The sequence below is a fragment of the Mycobacterium sp. NGS54 genome, assembly GCF_059812465.1.
In genome coordinates this window covers 18,474-35,071 of the sequence record NZ_JCALCS010000002.1, presented here as the reverse complement: position 1 = coordinate 35,071, position 16,598 = coordinate 18,474, and the positions used below count along the sequence as shown (strand labels likewise).

Sequence of the window (16,598 nt, the reverse complement as noted above, 5' to 3'; positions counted from 1 at the left end):
TGCCGTTTAAGTTTCGCGGAGACCGGCGGCACCGGCCTTCGACAGCGGCGACGGGAAGCGGGGGCTGATCCGCACGCCGTCCAGCCACGCGGTCAGCGCGTCGGCGCGGCGCTGCAGGGCACGCCGCCCGTCGCGGCCGGGGTCCTCGAGGAGCTGGAGCCGCACGCGGGCGCCGTCGTCCTGATACCACCCGCCCACCACCCGCCCGTTCCACCACGCCGTGGGGCCGGCGTTGCCGCTGCGGTCGAAAACCCGGGCGCGGTGCTCGCCGAGGTACCAATCGCGCTGAAACCAGCCCATTGTGGTGACGTCCAGGCCGGGCAGCAGCGCACCCCACGGCGGCGCGTCGGGCTCCGGATCCAGGTCGTCGGGCAGCACCCAGCCCGCGCCGCCGCCGTGCAGGTCGACTTCCACCGCACCGACGTCGGCCAGGGCCTGTCGCGCCGCGGTCAGCGTGGTGCCGAACCACCACTTGATGTCGGCGACGCTCGCCGGCCCGAAGGTCGCCAGCCAGCGGCGGGTCAGCTCCGCCCGGGATTGCCGGTCCGGTGTCGGGTCGCCCAGGTCGCCGAGCCAGTGCGCGACGGTGGCCCAGCGCGGCCGCGACGTGGTCCAGCCGCCGTCGTTCGGCCCGCGCACGATCTCGCCGCCCGCCGACAGCACCGTCAGCACGCGCGGACCCAGCGGAACCTCGCCGCCCCAACGTTTTCCGGGCGCCGGGTCGTATGTTCCGGCCAGCTCGGGTAGCGCGGCGCGCAATTCGGTGCTGGTGGCCGGGCCGTGGTCACCGAGGTGGCGCACCACCGCGGTGCATGCGGCGTCGAGCCAGCGGTCGCCGTCGGCGGCCACCCCGGCCTTGTGCACATCGGCGGCCAGCCTACGACGTTCGTTGTCGGCGACCCGGTCGCTGGCGGCCGCCTGAATCGTCGTGAGGTCCTCGCTCATCACCAGCCACAGCGTGCGGCGCATCGCGAGATGCCTGACAGCGGAGCGCTTCTCGTACAGCTGCGCCTCGAGGTCGGCGGTCGCGAAACCCGACGAGCGCGCCCACAGCGACAGGTAGGGCGTGGCGGGATCGGTCGCGTGCAAGCCGACCAGCCCACCGATCACCCGGGTTATCGGCGGTGTGTCGTCCGCCGCAAGGAAATGCCTGCGCGCCAGGCGGTTACGCCGCTCGTCGACAGTGAACGCACGCACCTCAACGCTCGTCGGAGCGCATCGACTCCCGGATCTGCGCCAGCCGCTCGGCGGCGGCGCGCTGGCGCTCGTCGTATTGCTCCTCGACGGAGCGGCCCTCAGCCGTGTCGGCGTCGAGTTCCGCCGCACCTTCTGCCGTCGCGTACCGGGATTCGATCTTTTCGCGAACGGATTCGAAAGTCGGCACGCCGGCGCTGTCGTACCCGGCGTCGGGTTCGGGGACTGTCGGTTCGTCGGGCATGCCGCAACGCTACTGCGCCTGGCGGTCCAAATAGCGCACCATCTGCTCCCAATACACCAGCGTCAGGGCCATCTGCACCGCGGTGGCGATCGCGGCCGGTCTCGCCCGACGGCGGCGGGCCGCGACGACGGCGCCCACTGCGAACACGGACGTCACGGCGCTGACGAGCATGGCCGCGTCCCGGGGCCGACGGCTGATCCACAGTTCCTCGCCCAGCATCGCCCGGGTCGACCAGGCGCTTTCGTCCGCCGGCTTGGCGAAGGCGACCGGGTTGACGGCGAACCACAGCGCCACCCACGCCGCGTGGCTCCAGCGCCGCGTCCAGACGGGTAGGAGCGTCAGCGGGGTGGTTGCCCAGCGCGTCCAGGCGCTCCACGGGTTGCAGTGTCGCGCGAAAATGGCGCGCCGCACCCGCGCCACGGTCGGCCGGCCGGTCACGACGTCGAGTTTGCCGCACGGCCCGGTTTCCGCGACGCACCACCCGCAGTTGCTTGCCTGAATGCGGTCAGTTACCGAAAAATCGGTTGCCGAAGGAAATCGTCTCGGCTCTGAAATTCGGTGTCTACGGTGCCGCCGTGCGCAGAGCCCAAATCAGGGAATCCCACGAAAGCCGGCGCAAGGCGCAGGCGATTCCCACGGATGGCGGCAGCAAACCCGCGGCCTCGCGGCCGGGGCCGCGCAGGGAATCCACAGGTAGAAGCGCTCACGGCCGTCCGGTTGAATCATCTGCGTGTGGAGGGGCCGGGACGCATTAAGCAAAGGTCATCGCCGCTTGGGAAGCGGCCCGGGCCGGAGGGTGGGGCCACGATTGGCCCGCCGTGGGCTGGCGCACCGATCACCGGGCCGCCCACCAACGAGGCCATACCGCGTGTTCGAGCGCAAACTCTCGGCTCGTTGCCGATTACTGAGCGGTAACGCTAACGGTTTGGCCACGACAAACGATGCTCAAGAGAAGAAATACCGCTGGTTATTTGTTGTCCGCAATTTTTAGGAAATAATTCGAGGCGCGCCGACGAAATATGCCGGTTGTCATGGTTAAGAAGCGAAGGGATACCAATGGAAGCGGCTCAGCTCACCAGTGAGGCGACTGACGGCTCGTGGTTGGAAAGTGGGGCGGGCTGGCGCGATGAGGCGACCGGCTGTTGGATCGCCGCATCCACACCGGAGGCGGAGCCCGAACTCTGGGACCAATACCTCGACGGTGCGCTTCGCAGCTATCGCCGGCATGGGCTGGAATGGGTGCTTGATCTGGACGCGGTACGCGACGGCGCCGACACGGCGCTGTTCTTCGCCGCGGTAGATCCGGCGGGCCGGGTGGTCGGCGGTACGCGCGTCGTGGGACCCCTGCGTGAACCCGAGGACTCCCACGCGCTTGAGGAGTGGAGCGGCAGCCCGGGGCGACCCGTGCTGCGCCATATGATCGCCAACCGGATCCCCTTCGGCGTGGTGGAGGTCAAAAGCGCCTGGACGGACTCCCGCGATTACGGCGGTCGGGCACTGTCCCGGGTGCTGGCGCGCACCGCGTTGCCGATGATGACACTGCTGGGCGTCCAGTTCGTCATGGCAACCGCGGCGGCTCACGTGCTGGAGCAGTGGCGATCCTCCGGGGGCGTCGTGGCCTCCCGGATACCGGCGGCCGCCTATCCCACCGAGGACTACCGCACCAAAGTGATGTGGTGGGACCGCCGCACCATCGCGACGCACGCCGAACCCGAACAATTCAAGCTGATGTGCGCCGAAAACTCCGAAATTCTCGGTCGTATCTCGGCTTAGGACAAATCGGGTCGATCCGGAGGACTCATGCGAACCGTCACCGCCGACGGCGATCCCATTGGCGGCAATTACCGTTTGCATAACATCGGCTCCCCCGCGATGACACGGAAATCGCGAGCGCACCTTTGAACGGCCCCTCGCGGGCCGGCCGATTAGGGTCGAGCCGTGTCTACCACTGAGCGTCCCGTGCGTGACGTCGCCGCGTTGCCGTTGGCCCCCAAAAACCCGCTTCCGTATCGCGAACGCCTCAGGGCCATCAGGGAATTTCATGTCGGCACGAACAGGCTTCGTGATGCCGGCGGACCCGTGACCCGCGTCACTCTGGGACCGAGTTGGCTGATCCCGCCGATCGTGTTGGCGACGTCCCCGCAAGGCATCCGCGACATCGTCAGCGTGCGAGACGGTTCCATCGACAAGACCAGCACGGTGGCCACCGAGCTTCGCAGGCTGCTCGGCGGGAACCTGTTCGTGTTGCCCCACAGCGAATGGTTGCCGCGCCGACGCACCCTGCAGCCGGTGTTCACCCGTCAGCGTGTCCGCCAGTTCGGCGGACACATGGCCGAGGCCGCGGAGACGGTGTGTGCCACGTGGCGGGAGGGCGCCGAGATCGACCTGGACGCGCAGTGCCGCACCCTGACCTTGCGGGCGCTGGGCCGCTCGGTTCTGGGTCTCGATCTCGACGAGCGATCCGACGCGATCGCCGAGCCACTGCGGGTGGCGACGAGCTACGCCGTGCGGCGCGCCCTGCGACCGCTGCGCGCACCGGAGTGGATGCCCACACCGGCGCGCCGCCGCGCCCGGGCGGCGGCCCGTGCGATTCGGGAGCTTGCAGACGAGATCCTGCAACAGTGCCGCGCCGACGCCGGCAGGGAGGCGCCGCTGGTGCATGCGCTTATCGCCGCCACCGATCCGGAAACGGGTCAGTCGTTGTCGGACACCGAGATCCGCGACGAAATGATCATCTTCCTGTTCGCCGGCCACGACACGACGGCGACGACGCTGACGTACGCGCTGTGGGCGCTGGGCCGCCATCCCGACCTGCAGGGGCGCGTCGCGGCGGAAGTCGCCGCGCTTCCAGACCGCCAGCTCACCCCCGATGACGTTGCGCGGCTTGGTTTCACGGTCCGGGTTCTGCAGGAAGCGTTGCGGTTGTGCCCGCCCGGCCCGACCGGAACCCGGATGGCGACACGCGATGTCGAAGTCGCGGGTTACCGCGTAAGAGCGGGCACCATGCTGGCGTTCGGAAGAATGGCGGTACAGACCGATCCGAACCTGTGGGACGACCCGCTGCGATTCGATCCAGACCGATTCAGTCCCGACCGCGACAAGGGCCGGGACCGTTGGCAATACCTGCCGTTCGGCGGCGGGCCGCGCTCATGCATCGGGGATCACTTCGCGATGCTGGAGGCCACACTCGCGCTGGCCACCATCGTTCGCCGGGTCGAAATCGAGTCTCTGGCAGATGATTTCCCGCTGGCCGTGCCCTTCACCATGGTTGCGGCGGCGCCGATCATGGCCAGGATAAGACGCCGTCAGTGACCCGCCCCGAGGATGCCGGCCGGGGTCGGGTGCCGCCGCTTCCCGGCGAATGGAATCATTGCGGCTATGGCTTCTCGACACACGCGATTTCGGTTCTTCTACCGGGTCGGCTTCACGCCGTGGGAGGGACATGCGATCGGGCAAGGTCTGCGAGACCTGATCGAGGGCACCCCTGACACCCCCGGGCTGCCCCCGGGATCGGCCGTTGACCTCGGATGCGGCACCGGGGATTGCGCGATCTACCTCGCTCAACACGGCTGGAAGGTCACCGGGGTCGACTATGTCGAAAAGCCGCTCGAAAAGGCGCGCGCCAAGGCCGGAGCCGCGGACGTCTCGGTCGACTTCGCCCGCGCCGATGTCACCCAGTTGAGCCAGTCCGGGATCGGCGCGGGTTTCCGGTTGATCGTCGACAACGGTTGCATCCACAACATGAGTGGCGCCGATCGTGAGGCATACGTCCGAGAGGTCAGTGCCGTGGCGGCACCCGATGCGCGGCTGTACATCGTCGCGTTCCCGCCCGGCGGGAGGTTCGGCGTGCCCGGCATCGATCACGCCGAGATGGAACGACGATTCGCCGCCGGCTGGACGCTGTTATCCACCGGTGAGGAGCGGGAGCTCGACGACAAGACCCCGACGTACTACTACCTGTTTCAACGGCGCCCCTAGGCGCCGGCCAGCTTCCCGCGGCCGGCGTCGGAGAAGTCCATCGGAATGACCCGCCTGGCGAGGAGTGACTCCATTGCCGCGCCGTCGAGCGGGCGGGACAGCAGAAAGCCTTGCGCCCGATAGCAACCCAGGTCGAGCAACGTCCTGGCCGCAGCGACTGTCTCTACCCCTTCGGCCACAACCTCGAGCCCGAACGCGTCGGCTAGCGCCAGCGTCGACCGCACGATGGCCAAATCACCGGCGTTGGTATCGACATTGCGGACGAACCCCTTGTCGATCTTGAGCGCGTCGACGGGAAGGGATTTCAGATAGGTCAGCACGCTGTAACCGGTGCCGAAGTCGTCGATGGCGATCTGTACGCCGATGTCCTTCAACCCGAACAGGGTCTTGCGGGTGGCGTCGATGTCCTCGACCACGACGCTTTCGGTGATCTCCAGGCACACCATGCTGGGATCGAGGCCGAACTCCTCGAGTGTCGTCGCGACCGTGTGCACGATGCCGTCCGTGACGAGCTGCACTGGCGACACGTTGATCCGGAGCACCGCGCCGTGCCCGACGCCGCGGGATTGCCAGAGCCCAAACTGCCTGCACGCCGAACGGATCACGAGCCGGCCGAGTTTTGCGCCGAGGTTGATCGATTCCACCACCTGGATGAACGAATCGGGCATCAACAGTCCAAGAGTTGGGTGTTGCCAACGGATTAGCGCCTCGGTCCCGAGGATCTCGCCGGTGCGCATGTCGAACTCCGGCAGGTAATGGAGCACCAGGGGATCGGTGTCGCTGTCGATCATCCCTTCCAGGTGCAGCTCGATGTCGTTGCGGATCGTGTCCGTCCTGGACATGTCCGGATTGAAGGTTGCCACCTTGTTGCCGCCGGAACTCTTGGCCGACCGGGTGGCCTGATCGACTCGGCGGAGCAGATCGGAAGTGGTTTCGGATCCGGGCACGCCCGCGGCGACGCCGATACTCGCGGTGCGACTGAGCAACTCGCCGTCGATAACGACGCGCTGATGAAGTCGAGTGTGCAGCGCTTGAGCGAACGCTTCGGCCGCTTCGACGTCCATCGATGCGGTCGGCACGACGACGAACTCGTCACCGCCGAAGCGGGCGATGACCGAGGGAACGTCGGCGGCCTCGCGCAGTAGCTCGGCGAAGGCCACGATGAACCGGTCGCCGGCCTGTTGACCGAGACGTTCGTTGATGACCTTGAAGCGGTCCAGGGCGAGGAAGATCACCGAGACCGCGCCGCCGTTTTTCTCGGCCAGCCGCTTGTCGAGGTACGCGATCAGCGCCCTGCGGTTCAGCAGTCCGGTGAGGTCGTCGTGCTCGGCAAGGTAATGGATTTGCACTTCGGCGACGATGCGGGCCTGCAGCTGAGCGAAAAGCGCGGCGATCGCCTGCAGCGCGTTGAGCTCTTCCGGCAGCCACTCGCGGTCGCCCACCTTGCCGAAGGCGAGGGTGCCCGTCGTGACATCGCCGGACAGCAGCGGCACGGCGGCTAGGGAGACAGCACCCCACCCGGTGCCCTCGTCGATGTTGCGCTGGTAGTCCTGGTTTGCAGCCTCGGGACGCACCACCTCGGGAACCTTGAGGTTTTCGGCCCTGGTGAAGACCGAATCGGCATCGGCGAAATACACCACGCCGATCGGGTCCGGGTCGGCGTTGCGTGCCGGCCACTCGGCGACGAGGACCGTGGCACGGATCGTGTGATCGTTGTGGCGCAGGAAGCTGAAGTCCACGCCCAGGTCGCTGACCAAATTTTTGAGCACCCGTTGACTGATCGCGGCGGAGTCGCCCGCGGTGGCCGCCATCAACTCGGCGGCCGCAGCAGTAACGAGGTGGTCCAATGCGCCCGACATTGCCCTTACCGTAGCTGCATCTAGGCGGCGGGGACGGCATTGCATAGCGTGTCTATCAATGATTCGCTCAACTCAGCACCCGAGCCCGGTCAACCCTGCGGCGGCTCGGCACCGATGCCGGGGGCGCGGCCCCAAGCCGAAGCACCAGCACGATGGACTCGTCGGCGGCTATTTCGACCAGGCTTCGGAACTCGCGCTGCAACTCGGTTAGCTCGTCGGCGAACCGGGGTGACAGCTCCTCGAAATCGGCCCTGCCGTGGGCGTACAGGAACACCGGCGACACCGGCTGCACGCACAGCCCGTGCCGCTGGGCGGTGATCCAGATCAGCTCGACGGCCGCGCCGCCCTTGGCGTAGTCGCGAAGGGCGTGTCCGGGCACACTGACGACGGCCAGTGCCGAACTCGCCATTATCCGGTCGCGGGTGTCGTCGCCCAGCGCGCTGCCCGCGTCCCATTGCGCCAGGTGCGCCATGACATCCGGGCGGCGCAGGATCTCGAGGACCGCCAGGTCGCCGGCATCGAGTTCGAGGCTGCGTACCTCGATGCCGGTGTCCGGGTCGGGGTCGCCGGGCCAGCGCAGTTCGGAGATCATCTCCCGGTGCAGGTGCGGGGTCAGGTAGCGGGTGCGGTCGGACGCCGCGAGAATCCTTGCCGCATCGGTGATGTCGCCCCTGTCGGTGATGAGGGTCAGCCGCGAGCCTTCGCTGCCCGCCGCGGCGGTGAGCGCTTCGATGGTGGCGGTGCCCAACGGCTGGGGGCTGCCATGGTGTCGATTGGTGGAGCGTTCCAGCATGGGTTGGTAGAGGGCGGCCAGGCGGGGATCGCTTCCATCGGTCAACGTCAGGGTGGCGCGCAACGGCGATCCGTCAACGTCTTCGGTGAGGGTGACCGGACCAAGGGCATGGTGTGCCGCCGCGGCGATTCTGGCGTTGAAGAGGGCGGCGCCGAGCGCGACGGCGCTGCCGCGAAATCCAACGTCCATGGTCGAAGTGTGTTGGACGGCAATGTCGATCGTGACTTCGGCGGGTCCGGCTTGGACAAGCCAGGGCTGCACGTTTCCCCCGGAGGGCGCGCGGATCGCGGCGGCGGCGACGACGCCGGGTACGCCGGGCAGTTCCGGCACGTCGTGATGTTCCGCCGGTGCGGGTCGGTTCCGGGCCATGTCGGGCTCGTCGAGTTGATTGAGCGCCCAGCTGATATCGATGCGAGTGCGACCCGAGCGAAGTTCCTCGTCGAGCCCGATTCTGCGCACGGCCTCCGCCAACGCCGACGCACCCAGCACGACATCCGACGCCAGTTGCGGCCACGTCGACACCGTGCGGTCGATCTCGACCAGCGAGGCGGCAGTCCGAGGCGAAAGCTGTTCTGCCTCAAGGTGACGCAAGATATGCGGAACCTTTTCGCGGCTGCTCATGCCGGGCAGCAACGCGATGTCGAGGTCCCCGAGCAGACCGTGCAGAATCGGGCGCTCGGGCTCTCGATCGAAACGCTCCACATCGACCAGGCCGCGATCACTGGTAGCCATCAACACCGGGATGCGGCGGGCGCGGGCGCCTTCACGCAGAACGGCCTTCATGTCGAGCGAATCGCATTCTTCGACCACAATGTCGAGACCCTCCACGAAGGCGTCGACGGTATCGAACGTGAGTCCGGCGCTAACGACCTCTAACGGCAGGTAGGGGTCGAGCTCGGCGATCCTGCGCGCGGCCACACACGCTTTGTGGACGCCGATGTCGAACACGGTGGCGGGCACCCGGTTCAGGTTCGACAGTTCCAGGTGGTCGAAGTCGGCCAGCCGCAGGCCGCCGCACAACCCCTGGGCGGCCAGGGTGTGCGCGATCACGTGGCCGACGCTGAGGCCGGCCACGCCGATCCGCAGCCGACCGAGCTTTTCCTGTTCGGTTGGGGTGATGTTGTTGCGGTTGCGGTCCAGGCGTACGGCGCGGTACCCGCGCGGGCCGAGCACCGCCACGACCGCGCGCCGCCAGGGGTAGTAGGCCCATCGGACTCGTTCGGACAGGAGCTCGGCAGGCGGGGGCGGCCGAAGCGCGCGCAGGTTGGCCAGCTGGGTGTCGCGCTGGTCGATGAACTCCACGGTGGCGTCTGCCCTGAGCCGCTGTAACACCAAACTGTCGTCGGGGTCCTCGGGATCGAGAATCTGCGCGGTATAAGCGGTTACGTCGAGCTCATCCATGGTGTTTCGTGTATAGCACCTGGCCGACGGCTCGGCCGCCCAGACGTTGCGCTAACGCGAAAATGTGACGTCCCCGATAGGGCCGATTCAGGACCGGCGCTCGCTACCAAGCGACGATGTTCCCGTCTGGGGGGTCGGGTTCCTCGACGAACAGGCCGTGCCGGATCAGGCTGGTCACCGAGGCGTCCCAGCGTCGCAGCTCGGTCTCACCGAAGAACGATCTGCCTAGGTAGAGCTCGATGTACGGATGCAGAATGACGGCGCCGACGCGCAGGATAACGACGTTGATCGCCGCCCAATCCGGGTCGAGGTCTGGTTGTGTGTTGCCCTGCGCCATGAAATGTTCGCGCTGGGCCTCACTGATACCGAGAAGACCGGCGAAGATGACCGACCCGAACGCGCCGCCCTCGGCGAGCGCGCGTCCGAGGTAGGTCATCACATCGGGGCGTTCGGCCATGAACGCGGTGAGTCGGCGCCCGGCTTCATGCAGCGCGTCGGGCGAGTCGGGTAGAGCTGTCGACTCCAGTGCCTGATTGAGCACCTGTAGCACGTACTGATCGACGGCAGCGGTCAACGCGGCCTTGGTGTGGAAGTGGTGCTGCACCAGCCCGATCGAGACCTCCGCGGTCTCGGCGACGGCGCGCAGCGACGTGGCGGCGATCCCGCGAACCGCAAAACAGCTCAGCGCGGCGTCGCGAATCCGCTCCTTGGTCGATGGCTCGGACGGATGGGGCGGGTCAACGGAAAACAGTCGGGGAGGTCCCACGGCCGGACAATATACCGATATGGCACGGCGATACGGCGTTATCGGATTGCCTTTCTGCATATCGCCGCATGCGTATGCGCGGCCCGACCGGGGTGGCGCGACGGCTGGACGAACGCCCGGCGGCGAATCGTGTTGTTCTTCAACGAACACCTCGCGTGGAGCGCCCGGGGGCTATTTGCCTACGCCGCTGGAACGCTGAGCCGGAACCACCACCTGAGCGGGCAATGACGACGGCGGGGACGCGGGGGGCAGGGCCGTGAGTGGGGCCCTCGGGGCGCCCAGCCGGCCGGCCAGCCACGGCAGCGCGGCGGCGAAGGCCCGGCCCGCGAACGGCCAGTCGTGCCTGCCCGGCTGGGGGAGGACCGCGCAGTCGATGCCGTTGGCGCGGCCGAGCGCGCACAGCGAGTAGGCGGCCGCCGTCTGATTACCAGGATTGGCCGCGGCGTCGCGACTCACGAGACGCATTGCGCCGGAGTCACTTACGGTCACGTCCTGGCGTGGCGCCGGCGGCCCGTCCGAGGAGATCACGAACCAGCCGGCCACGTCACGGTAGCGGCCGTGGCGGCTGATCACGGTGCTCGGGTCGAAAGCCGCCCAGGCCTGGGCATTTCCGCCGAACAGCCGCGCGATGCTCTGCGCCTTGTTGCCGGCGTTCGGGAAGAAATCACCCGCGACGTCGACGAACACGCTGAACATCTCGGGATGCATCACGGCCAGGTCCACCGCGCACGTCCCGCCCATCGACCAGCCGGTGATGCCCCAGTTGGACCGGTCGGGACTCACGCCGAACTTCGAAATAATATATGGGACAACGTCTTTGGTCAGGTGATCGGCGGCGTTGCCGCGGGCTCCGTTGACGCATTCGGTGTCGTTGTTGAAGGCCCCTCCGGAGTCGACGAACACCAACACCGGAGCCTTCCCGCCGTGGGCGGCCGCGAAGTCGTCGATCGTCCTGACCGCGTTGCCCGCGCGCGTCCAGTCCGCGGGCGTGTTGAACTGTCCGCCGATCATCATCACCGTCGGCAGCGCGGGCGGCGGGCTACTGGTAAACCACTCGGGCGGCAGGTACACGAGTTCGCCGCGGTGCTTGAAATGCGAGGCGTCCGAAGGGATCACCACCGGCACCACGCTGCCGTGCGGTGGACGGGTCCGTTTGGCGGCCATCGCGGTGACGGTGGCCGGATCGGTCTGGTCGGGCAGCGGACCGGCGGTGAGCTGGCTCCACGCCGCCTGCACGGTCGGGAAGTAGCCAACCCACGCGTTGAGCACCAGCGCCGCGCAGAGCAGGCACGACGGCACGGCAAGTAGCGTCGCCCCACGCCGCCACGGCCGCGCGCTGCGCCAGCCCACAACCAGCACCGCCGTAGCCGCGCCGGCCAACGCGATCCAGACCCACAGCGCCGACGGCGCCGGCTCGTCGGATAGGCCTCGGTCGACGATGTACCAGTGCGTCAGATACGCTGCGGCACCGCCGACCGCGCCCGCCACTGGCAGCCACACCGCCCGCCAGCGACGCGATCGCCAGCCCACCGCCAGCGTGAGCACGACGGTGGTGCCGATCTGGATCGTCGCGGGTATCCAGCCGTGCATCAGGGAGGTGAAATCACCGGCCAGCTGCGCCGTGGCGAGGGGCGTCGGGGCGGTCACGTGCTTCAGTGTGAGCCATCGTTAACACCTCCGGAACATTTTCACCGGATGTTCGCCGCGCGCTCGAATGGAGTGACGGGCCGGTCTAATGCGGCTTGGCCAGCGGGAATGGCAGGGTTTCGCGGATGCTTCGGCCGGTTATGAGCATGACGAGCCGATCGATACCCATACCGAGTCCGCCGGTGGGCGGCATCGCGTACTCCATGGCTTGCAGGAAGTCCTCGTCGAGCTCCATCGCCTCGGGATCGCCGCCGGCGGCCAGCAGCGACTGCTCCTGCAGCCGGCGGCGCTGCTCCACCGGGTCGGTCAACTCGCTGTAGGCGGTCCCCAGCTCCACGCCCCACGCCACCAGGTCCCACCGCTCGGCCACGCCGCGCTGACTGCGGTGCGGCCGGGTCAGCGGCGACACGGACGTGGGGAAGTCGATGTAGAACGTCGGTTGCTCGGTCCTGTCCTCCACCAGGTGCTCGTAGAGCTCCAGCACCACCGCGCCGGAGTCCCAATGCGCCCGATACGGAATGTGCACCGCGTCGGACATCCTGCGCAGCGCGGCGAGGGAGGTGTCGGGGTCGACGTGCTCGCCCAGCGCTTCCGATACCGCGTCGTACACGGTCTTCACCGGCCAGGCGCCCGAGATGTCGACCGGCTCGAGGCGGCCGTCCGTGCCGTCGCCGCGGGGGCGCAGCACCGTCTGCTCGCCGTTGGCGGCCTGCGCCGCGTTCTGGATGAGCTCCCGGCAGCCGTCGATCCACACCTTGTAGTCCGCGTGCGCCTGGTAGGCCTCCAGCAAGGTGAACTCCGGGTTGTGGCTGAAGTCGACGCCCTCGTTGCGGAAGGCCCGCCCCAGCTCGAACACCCGCTCCACGCCGCCGACGCACAACCGCTTCAGATAGAGCTCCGGCGCGATGCGCAGGAACAGGTCCATGTCGTAGGTGTTGATGTGGGTGACGAACGGCCGCGCGCTGGCCCCACCGTGGATCTGCTGCAGGATCGGCGTCTCGACCTCGATGAACCCCTTGGCGAAAAGCGTTTCCCGGACCGATCGCAACACGTTGCTGCGGGCCCGGATCAGCTCGCGGGAATCGGGGTTGACCGCCAGGTCGACGTAGCGGGTCCGCACCCGCGCCTCGGGGTCGGTCAGCCCCTTCCACTTATTCGGCAAGGGCCGCAGGCACTTACCGATCATCCGCCAGTCGCGCACGATCAATGAGCGGGCGCCCTTTTTGGAAAAGCCCATTTGGCCGGTCATCTCGACCAGGTCGCCAAGGTCGATGGCCGCGGTGAAATCGGCGGTGCGGCCCTGCCCGAGATGCGAATTGTCCAGCAGCACTTGCATTTCGCCCGACCAGTCACGCAGCTGGGCGAACAGTACGCCGCCATAGTCGCGGATCCGCAGGATGCGCCCGGCCACCGACACGTCTTCCTGGTCATCGGCCTCCAGCGCGGCGGCGACCGAGTGGCTGGGCGGGCACCCTACCGGGTACGCGTCAACGCCGTTGCGCTGCAAGATCTTCAGCTTGGCCAGGCGCACCCGCACCTGCTCGGGCAGGCGCGATCGCGACTCCTCGGCCTCGGCCGCCTTGACCCCGCGCCGCAGGTCGCTGACGTCGGGCGTCGATCCGTCGTGGTGCAGCAGCCCGGACTCCACCAGCCGGGCCGGCACCGCGGGATGATGCCCGGTGTGCACCTTCTCGCGTCGGCTGAACGGCAGGACCAGGAACCCCTCGGCGATCACCGAGGCGACGCCGACGCGCGGAATCAGCCGGGCGTCTTCGTAGCACGCGTACCGGGGAACCCACTCGGGCTGGTATTTCATGTTCGAGCGGTACAGCGTCTCGAGCTGCCACCACCGCGAGAAGAACAGCAGGAATCCGCGCCACAGCCGGGCGACCGGCCCGGCGCCGAGCTGGGCCCCTTGTTCGAACGCGGAGCGGAACATCGCGAAGTTCAGCGAAATGCGAATGATGCCAAGGGCTTCGGCGTTCAGCGCGAGCTCGCTGACCATGAGCTCGATGGTGCCGTTGGGAGATTGCGGGGAACGACGCATGAGGTCGAGGGAAACCCCGGTGCTTCCCCACGGGACCAGCGACAGCATCGCGACCACGTGACCCTCACGGTCGATGGCTTCGACCAGCAGGCAGTCGCCGTCGGCCGGATCGCCGAGCCGGCCCAGCGCCATCGAAAAGCCGCGCTCGGTCTGGGTGTCGCGCCAGGCGTCGGCGCGCGAAATCGTTTCGGCCATCTCGTCGGCGGAGATATCGCGGTGCCGCCGGATGCGCACGGTCAGCCCGGCCCTGCGGGCCCGCGTCACCGCCTGGCGTACCCCGCGCATGTCGGGGCCGGACAGCTTGTAGTCGGAGGTCCGCAGGATCGCCTCGTCGCCCAGCTCGAGGGCGTTGAGCCCGGCCTCCCGGAACGCCTGGGCGCCTTGCGAACTGGCGCCCATGACGCCGGGCGCCCAGCCGTAGGTCTGGCACAGCCCCAACCAGGCGTCGACGGCCTGCGGCCACGCCCTCGGGTCGCCGATCGGGTCGCCGCTGGCCAGGCAGACCCCGATCTCGACGCGGTAGGTGATGGCCGCGCGTCCGCTCGGGGCGAACACCACCGACTTGTCGCGACGGGTCGCGAAATACCCCAGGGAATCCTGTTTGCCGTACAGCTCGAGCAGCCCGCGGATCGCGGATTCGTCCTCACCCGTCAGCGCGTTGTCGGCGCGCTGGGACTGGAACAAAACGATCGTCGCCGCGATCAGCGCGAGCGCGCCGAACAGCCCGAAGATCGCGTTGAGCAGGACGTGCGGCCGGCCGGTGAACGCATCGGGATCGACGATGGAGAACCCGACCACCCGGTTGACCACGTACCAGAAGCGGGAATCGGGCGCCAGCGTGCCCGGCCACATCTCGACCAGCCCCCAGGACGCCAGGATTCCGATCACGAGCCCGGTGACCAGGACCGCGGCGGCCTTGAACAGCGCGGCCTTGCGCACCTTGGCCCAGAACTGCCGATAGGACAGGACCAGCAGGACGATCGCGACGATGTGTACGGCGAAGCCGAGGTTCTCCCCGAACGACTCGGCCGCGGTGTTGTCGCCCGCGGCGATGTCGGCGGCGTTCAGCGCGGCGGCCAGGACCATGTTCCCGAGCAGCAGCACCCAGGCGATGCGTTTGCGCGCCGTGAGCGCCGCGGCCAGCAAGGCCAGCACGAACGACCACGCGATGCTGGTGTCGGGGAAGTTGAACAGGTAGTCGTTGATGAATTCGCGCGGGACCTTGATCAGCCACCGGATCAGCGGCGACACGCTCGCGATCAGTGACAGCGTGGCGATGACGCCGACAGTCCAGCCCGCCGCCGCCGGTACCCAGCGATACCGGGAGTTCGGCTGGCTGCCCGAACGCGGGCCGAAGCGGGACGTAGCGAGTGTCACAGACCGCGAGGATATGCCGTCAAGCCGTGAAAATCCTGGCGAAGCGCCAGGAGAGGCGGGGAGCAGTTGGCCGGCGTTGTCGAGCGGGTGCGACGCACGCCGGACGCCCGTCCGGCCGCAGACGTGCAGGAAGACGCGTCATGGCTGCTAAACTATCGACTGCGACCATCCCGGTGAACGCCGGGAACAGTTAAGTGGAGTCCCACTCCCACCGCTCGCCACGAGGTTTTTCAAGGCGCAGCGGTCCGGTCACAGGCATCGTGAATGCCTGTTTCGCGTGCAGCGCGGGCGGCTGGAGTTCCAGCCGTGATCGGTCGGCATTGGGCCCTGCTTGTGCAGGGCTTTTTTGCTGATGGTGTGGTTTTCCACCGCTGCGGCCGCCACTCGACAAAGAAGCCCAACAAGGGAGGCCCCATCAGCACTGAGACCCGCGTCAACGAGCGCATCCGCGTACCTGAAGTCCGATTGATCGGCCCAGGGGGAGAGCAGGTAGGCATAGTGCGCATCGAGGACGCACTGCGCGTCGCCGCGGACGCCGATCTCGACCTCGTCGAAGTTGCCCCGAACGCCAGACCTCCGGTCTGCAAGATCATGGATTACGGCAAGTTCAAATACGAGGCGGCGCAAAAGGCGCGCGAATCCCGCCGGAACCAGCAGCAGACCGTCGTCAAAGAACAGAAGCTGCGACCAAAAATCGACGATCACGATTACGAGACCAAGAAGGGCCACGTAATCCGCTTCCTGGAGGCGGGATCGAAGGTCAAGGTCACCATCATGTTTCGCGGACGCGAGCAGTCGCGGCCCGAGCTGGGCTACCGATTGCTGCAGCGCCTGGGCGCGGACGTCGCCGACTACGGATTCGTCGAAACGTCCGCCAAGCAGGACGGCCGCAACATGACGATGGTGCTGGCACCGCACCGCGGCGCGAAGACCCGCGCCCGGGCGCGGCACCCAGAAGGACCCGGGGGAGGCCCGGCACCGGACTCTGATGCGGAGGCCGACGCCAGCCCTTCGCCTAACTGACCTGACACGAACGAGTACCAGCCAGTACCGAAGGTACTGAAAAGTACTGAGAAGTACTGAAAGTAGAGGAAACATGCCCAAGGCCAAGACCCACAGCGGGTCGTCGAAGCGGTTCCGGCGCACCGGCACCGGGAAGATCCTGCGCCAGAAAGCCAACCGCCGACACCTGCTGGAGCACAAACCGTCGACCCGGACGCGGCGGTTGGACGGCCGCACCACGGTGTCGGCCAACGACACCAAGCGCGTCAACAAGCTGCTGAACGGCTAAT

At 67.7% G+C, this 16,598-nt stretch carries 13 protein-coding genes; 5 read left to right on the top strand and 8 right to left on the bottom strand.

Features of this window, described 5'->3' with window-relative positions; all coding sequences use genetic code 11:
* Positions 1-6: 6 nt before the first annotated feature.
* Genes AC5Y5E_RS05075 through AC5Y5E_RS05065 form a run of 3 tightly spaced genes read right to left on the bottom strand, consistent with a single transcriptional unit; the run spans position 7 to position 1,876 of the window.
* Positions 7-1,197 carry a winged helix DNA-binding domain-containing protein gene (locus AC5Y5E_RS05075; protein ID WP_499901908.1) on the bottom strand — a complete coding sequence of 397 codons (1,191 nt, stop codon included), beginning with the start codon at positions 1,195-1,197 and terminating at the stop codon, positions 7-9.
* 1 nt (position 1,198) lies between these two features.
* A complete protein-coding gene (locus AC5Y5E_RS05070; RefSeq protein ID WP_499901907.1) occupies positions 1,199-1,438 on the bottom strand; it encodes a hypothetical protein in 240 nt (79 codons plus the stop codon).
* 9 nt (positions 1,439-1,447) lie between these two features.
* Positions 1,448-1,876, bottom strand: a complete 429-nt coding sequence (locus tag AC5Y5E_RS05065; RefSeq protein WP_499901906.1) for a DUF6653 family protein — start codon at positions 1,874-1,876, stop codon at positions 1,448-1,450.
* Positions 1,877-2,494: 618 nt separating this feature from the next.
* Here AC5Y5E_RS05065 and AC5Y5E_RS05060 point away from each other — a divergent pair.
* The 3 genes from AC5Y5E_RS05060 to AC5Y5E_RS05050 all read left to right on the top strand — a co-directional run bounded on the left by AC5Y5E_RS05060 (position 2,495) and on the right by AC5Y5E_RS05050 (position 5,416).
* Complete coding sequence (locus tag AC5Y5E_RS05060; protein WP_499901905.1) at positions 2,495-3,211, top strand: hypothetical protein; 717 nt, start codon at positions 2,495-2,497, stop codon at positions 3,209-3,211.
* Positions 3,212-3,376: 165 nt separating this feature from the next.
* On the top strand, positions 3,377-4,750 hold the full coding sequence (locus AC5Y5E_RS05055; RefSeq protein ID WP_499901904.1) for a cytochrome P450: 1,374 nt from the start codon (positions 3,377-3,379) through the stop codon (positions 4,748-4,750).
* 66 nt (positions 4,751-4,816) lie between these two features.
* On the top strand, positions 4,817-5,416 hold the full coding sequence (locus tag AC5Y5E_RS05050) for a class I SAM-dependent methyltransferase (protein ID WP_499901903.1): 600 nt from the start codon (positions 4,817-4,819) through the stop codon (positions 5,414-5,416).
* Here AC5Y5E_RS05050 and AC5Y5E_RS05045 read toward each other — a convergent pair.
* From AC5Y5E_RS05045 to lysX, 5 genes are all read right to left on the bottom strand, one after another.
* Complete coding sequence (locus AC5Y5E_RS05045; protein WP_499901902.1) at positions 5,413-7,275, bottom strand: putative bifunctional diguanylate cyclase/phosphodiesterase; 1,863 nt, start codon at positions 7,273-7,275, stop codon at positions 5,413-5,415. The two genes, AC5Y5E_RS05050 and AC5Y5E_RS05045, sit on opposite strands and share 4 nt — an antisense overlap.
* Before the next feature lie 67 nt (positions 7,276-7,342).
* Positions 7,343-9,469: an Rv1355c family protein gene (locus tag AC5Y5E_RS05040; RefSeq protein ID WP_499901901.1), complete on the bottom strand. Its 2,127-nt coding sequence runs from the start codon at positions 9,467-9,469 to the stop codon at positions 7,343-7,345.
* Between the two features lie 103 nt (positions 9,470-9,572).
* Positions 9,573-10,235 (bottom strand): TetR/AcrR family transcriptional regulator, encoded by a 663-nt coding sequence (locus AC5Y5E_RS05035; RefSeq protein WP_499901900.1) that lies wholly within the window; start codon positions 10,233-10,235, stop codon positions 9,573-9,575.
* Between the two features lie 171 nt (positions 10,236-10,406).
* Positions 10,407-11,825: an alpha/beta hydrolase gene (locus AC5Y5E_RS05030; protein ID WP_499902604.1), complete on the bottom strand. Its 1,419-nt coding sequence runs from the start codon at positions 11,823-11,825 to the stop codon at positions 10,407-10,409.
* Between the two features lie 142 nt (positions 11,826-11,967).
* Positions 11,968-15,306 (bottom strand): bifunctional lysylphosphatidylglycerol synthetase/lysine--tRNA ligase LysX, encoded by a 3,339-nt coding sequence (gene lysX, locus AC5Y5E_RS05025; protein ID WP_499901899.1) that lies wholly within the window; start codon positions 15,304-15,306, stop codon positions 11,968-11,970.
* A 414-nt stretch (positions 15,307-15,720) separates the two neighbouring features.
* Here lysX and infC point away from each other — a divergent pair, with 414 nt between their 5' ends.
* Positions 15,721-16,329: a translation initiation factor IF-3 gene (gene infC, locus AC5Y5E_RS05020; protein WP_499902603.1), complete on the top strand. Its 609-nt coding sequence runs from the start codon at positions 15,721-15,723 to the stop codon at positions 16,327-16,329.
* 73 nt (positions 16,330-16,402) lie between these two features.
* Entirely contained in the window at positions 16,403-16,597 is a 195-nt protein-coding gene (gene rpmI, locus AC5Y5E_RS05015; RefSeq protein WP_067012098.1) for a 50S ribosomal protein L35, read from the top strand.
* Position 16,598: the final 1 nt, after the last annotated feature.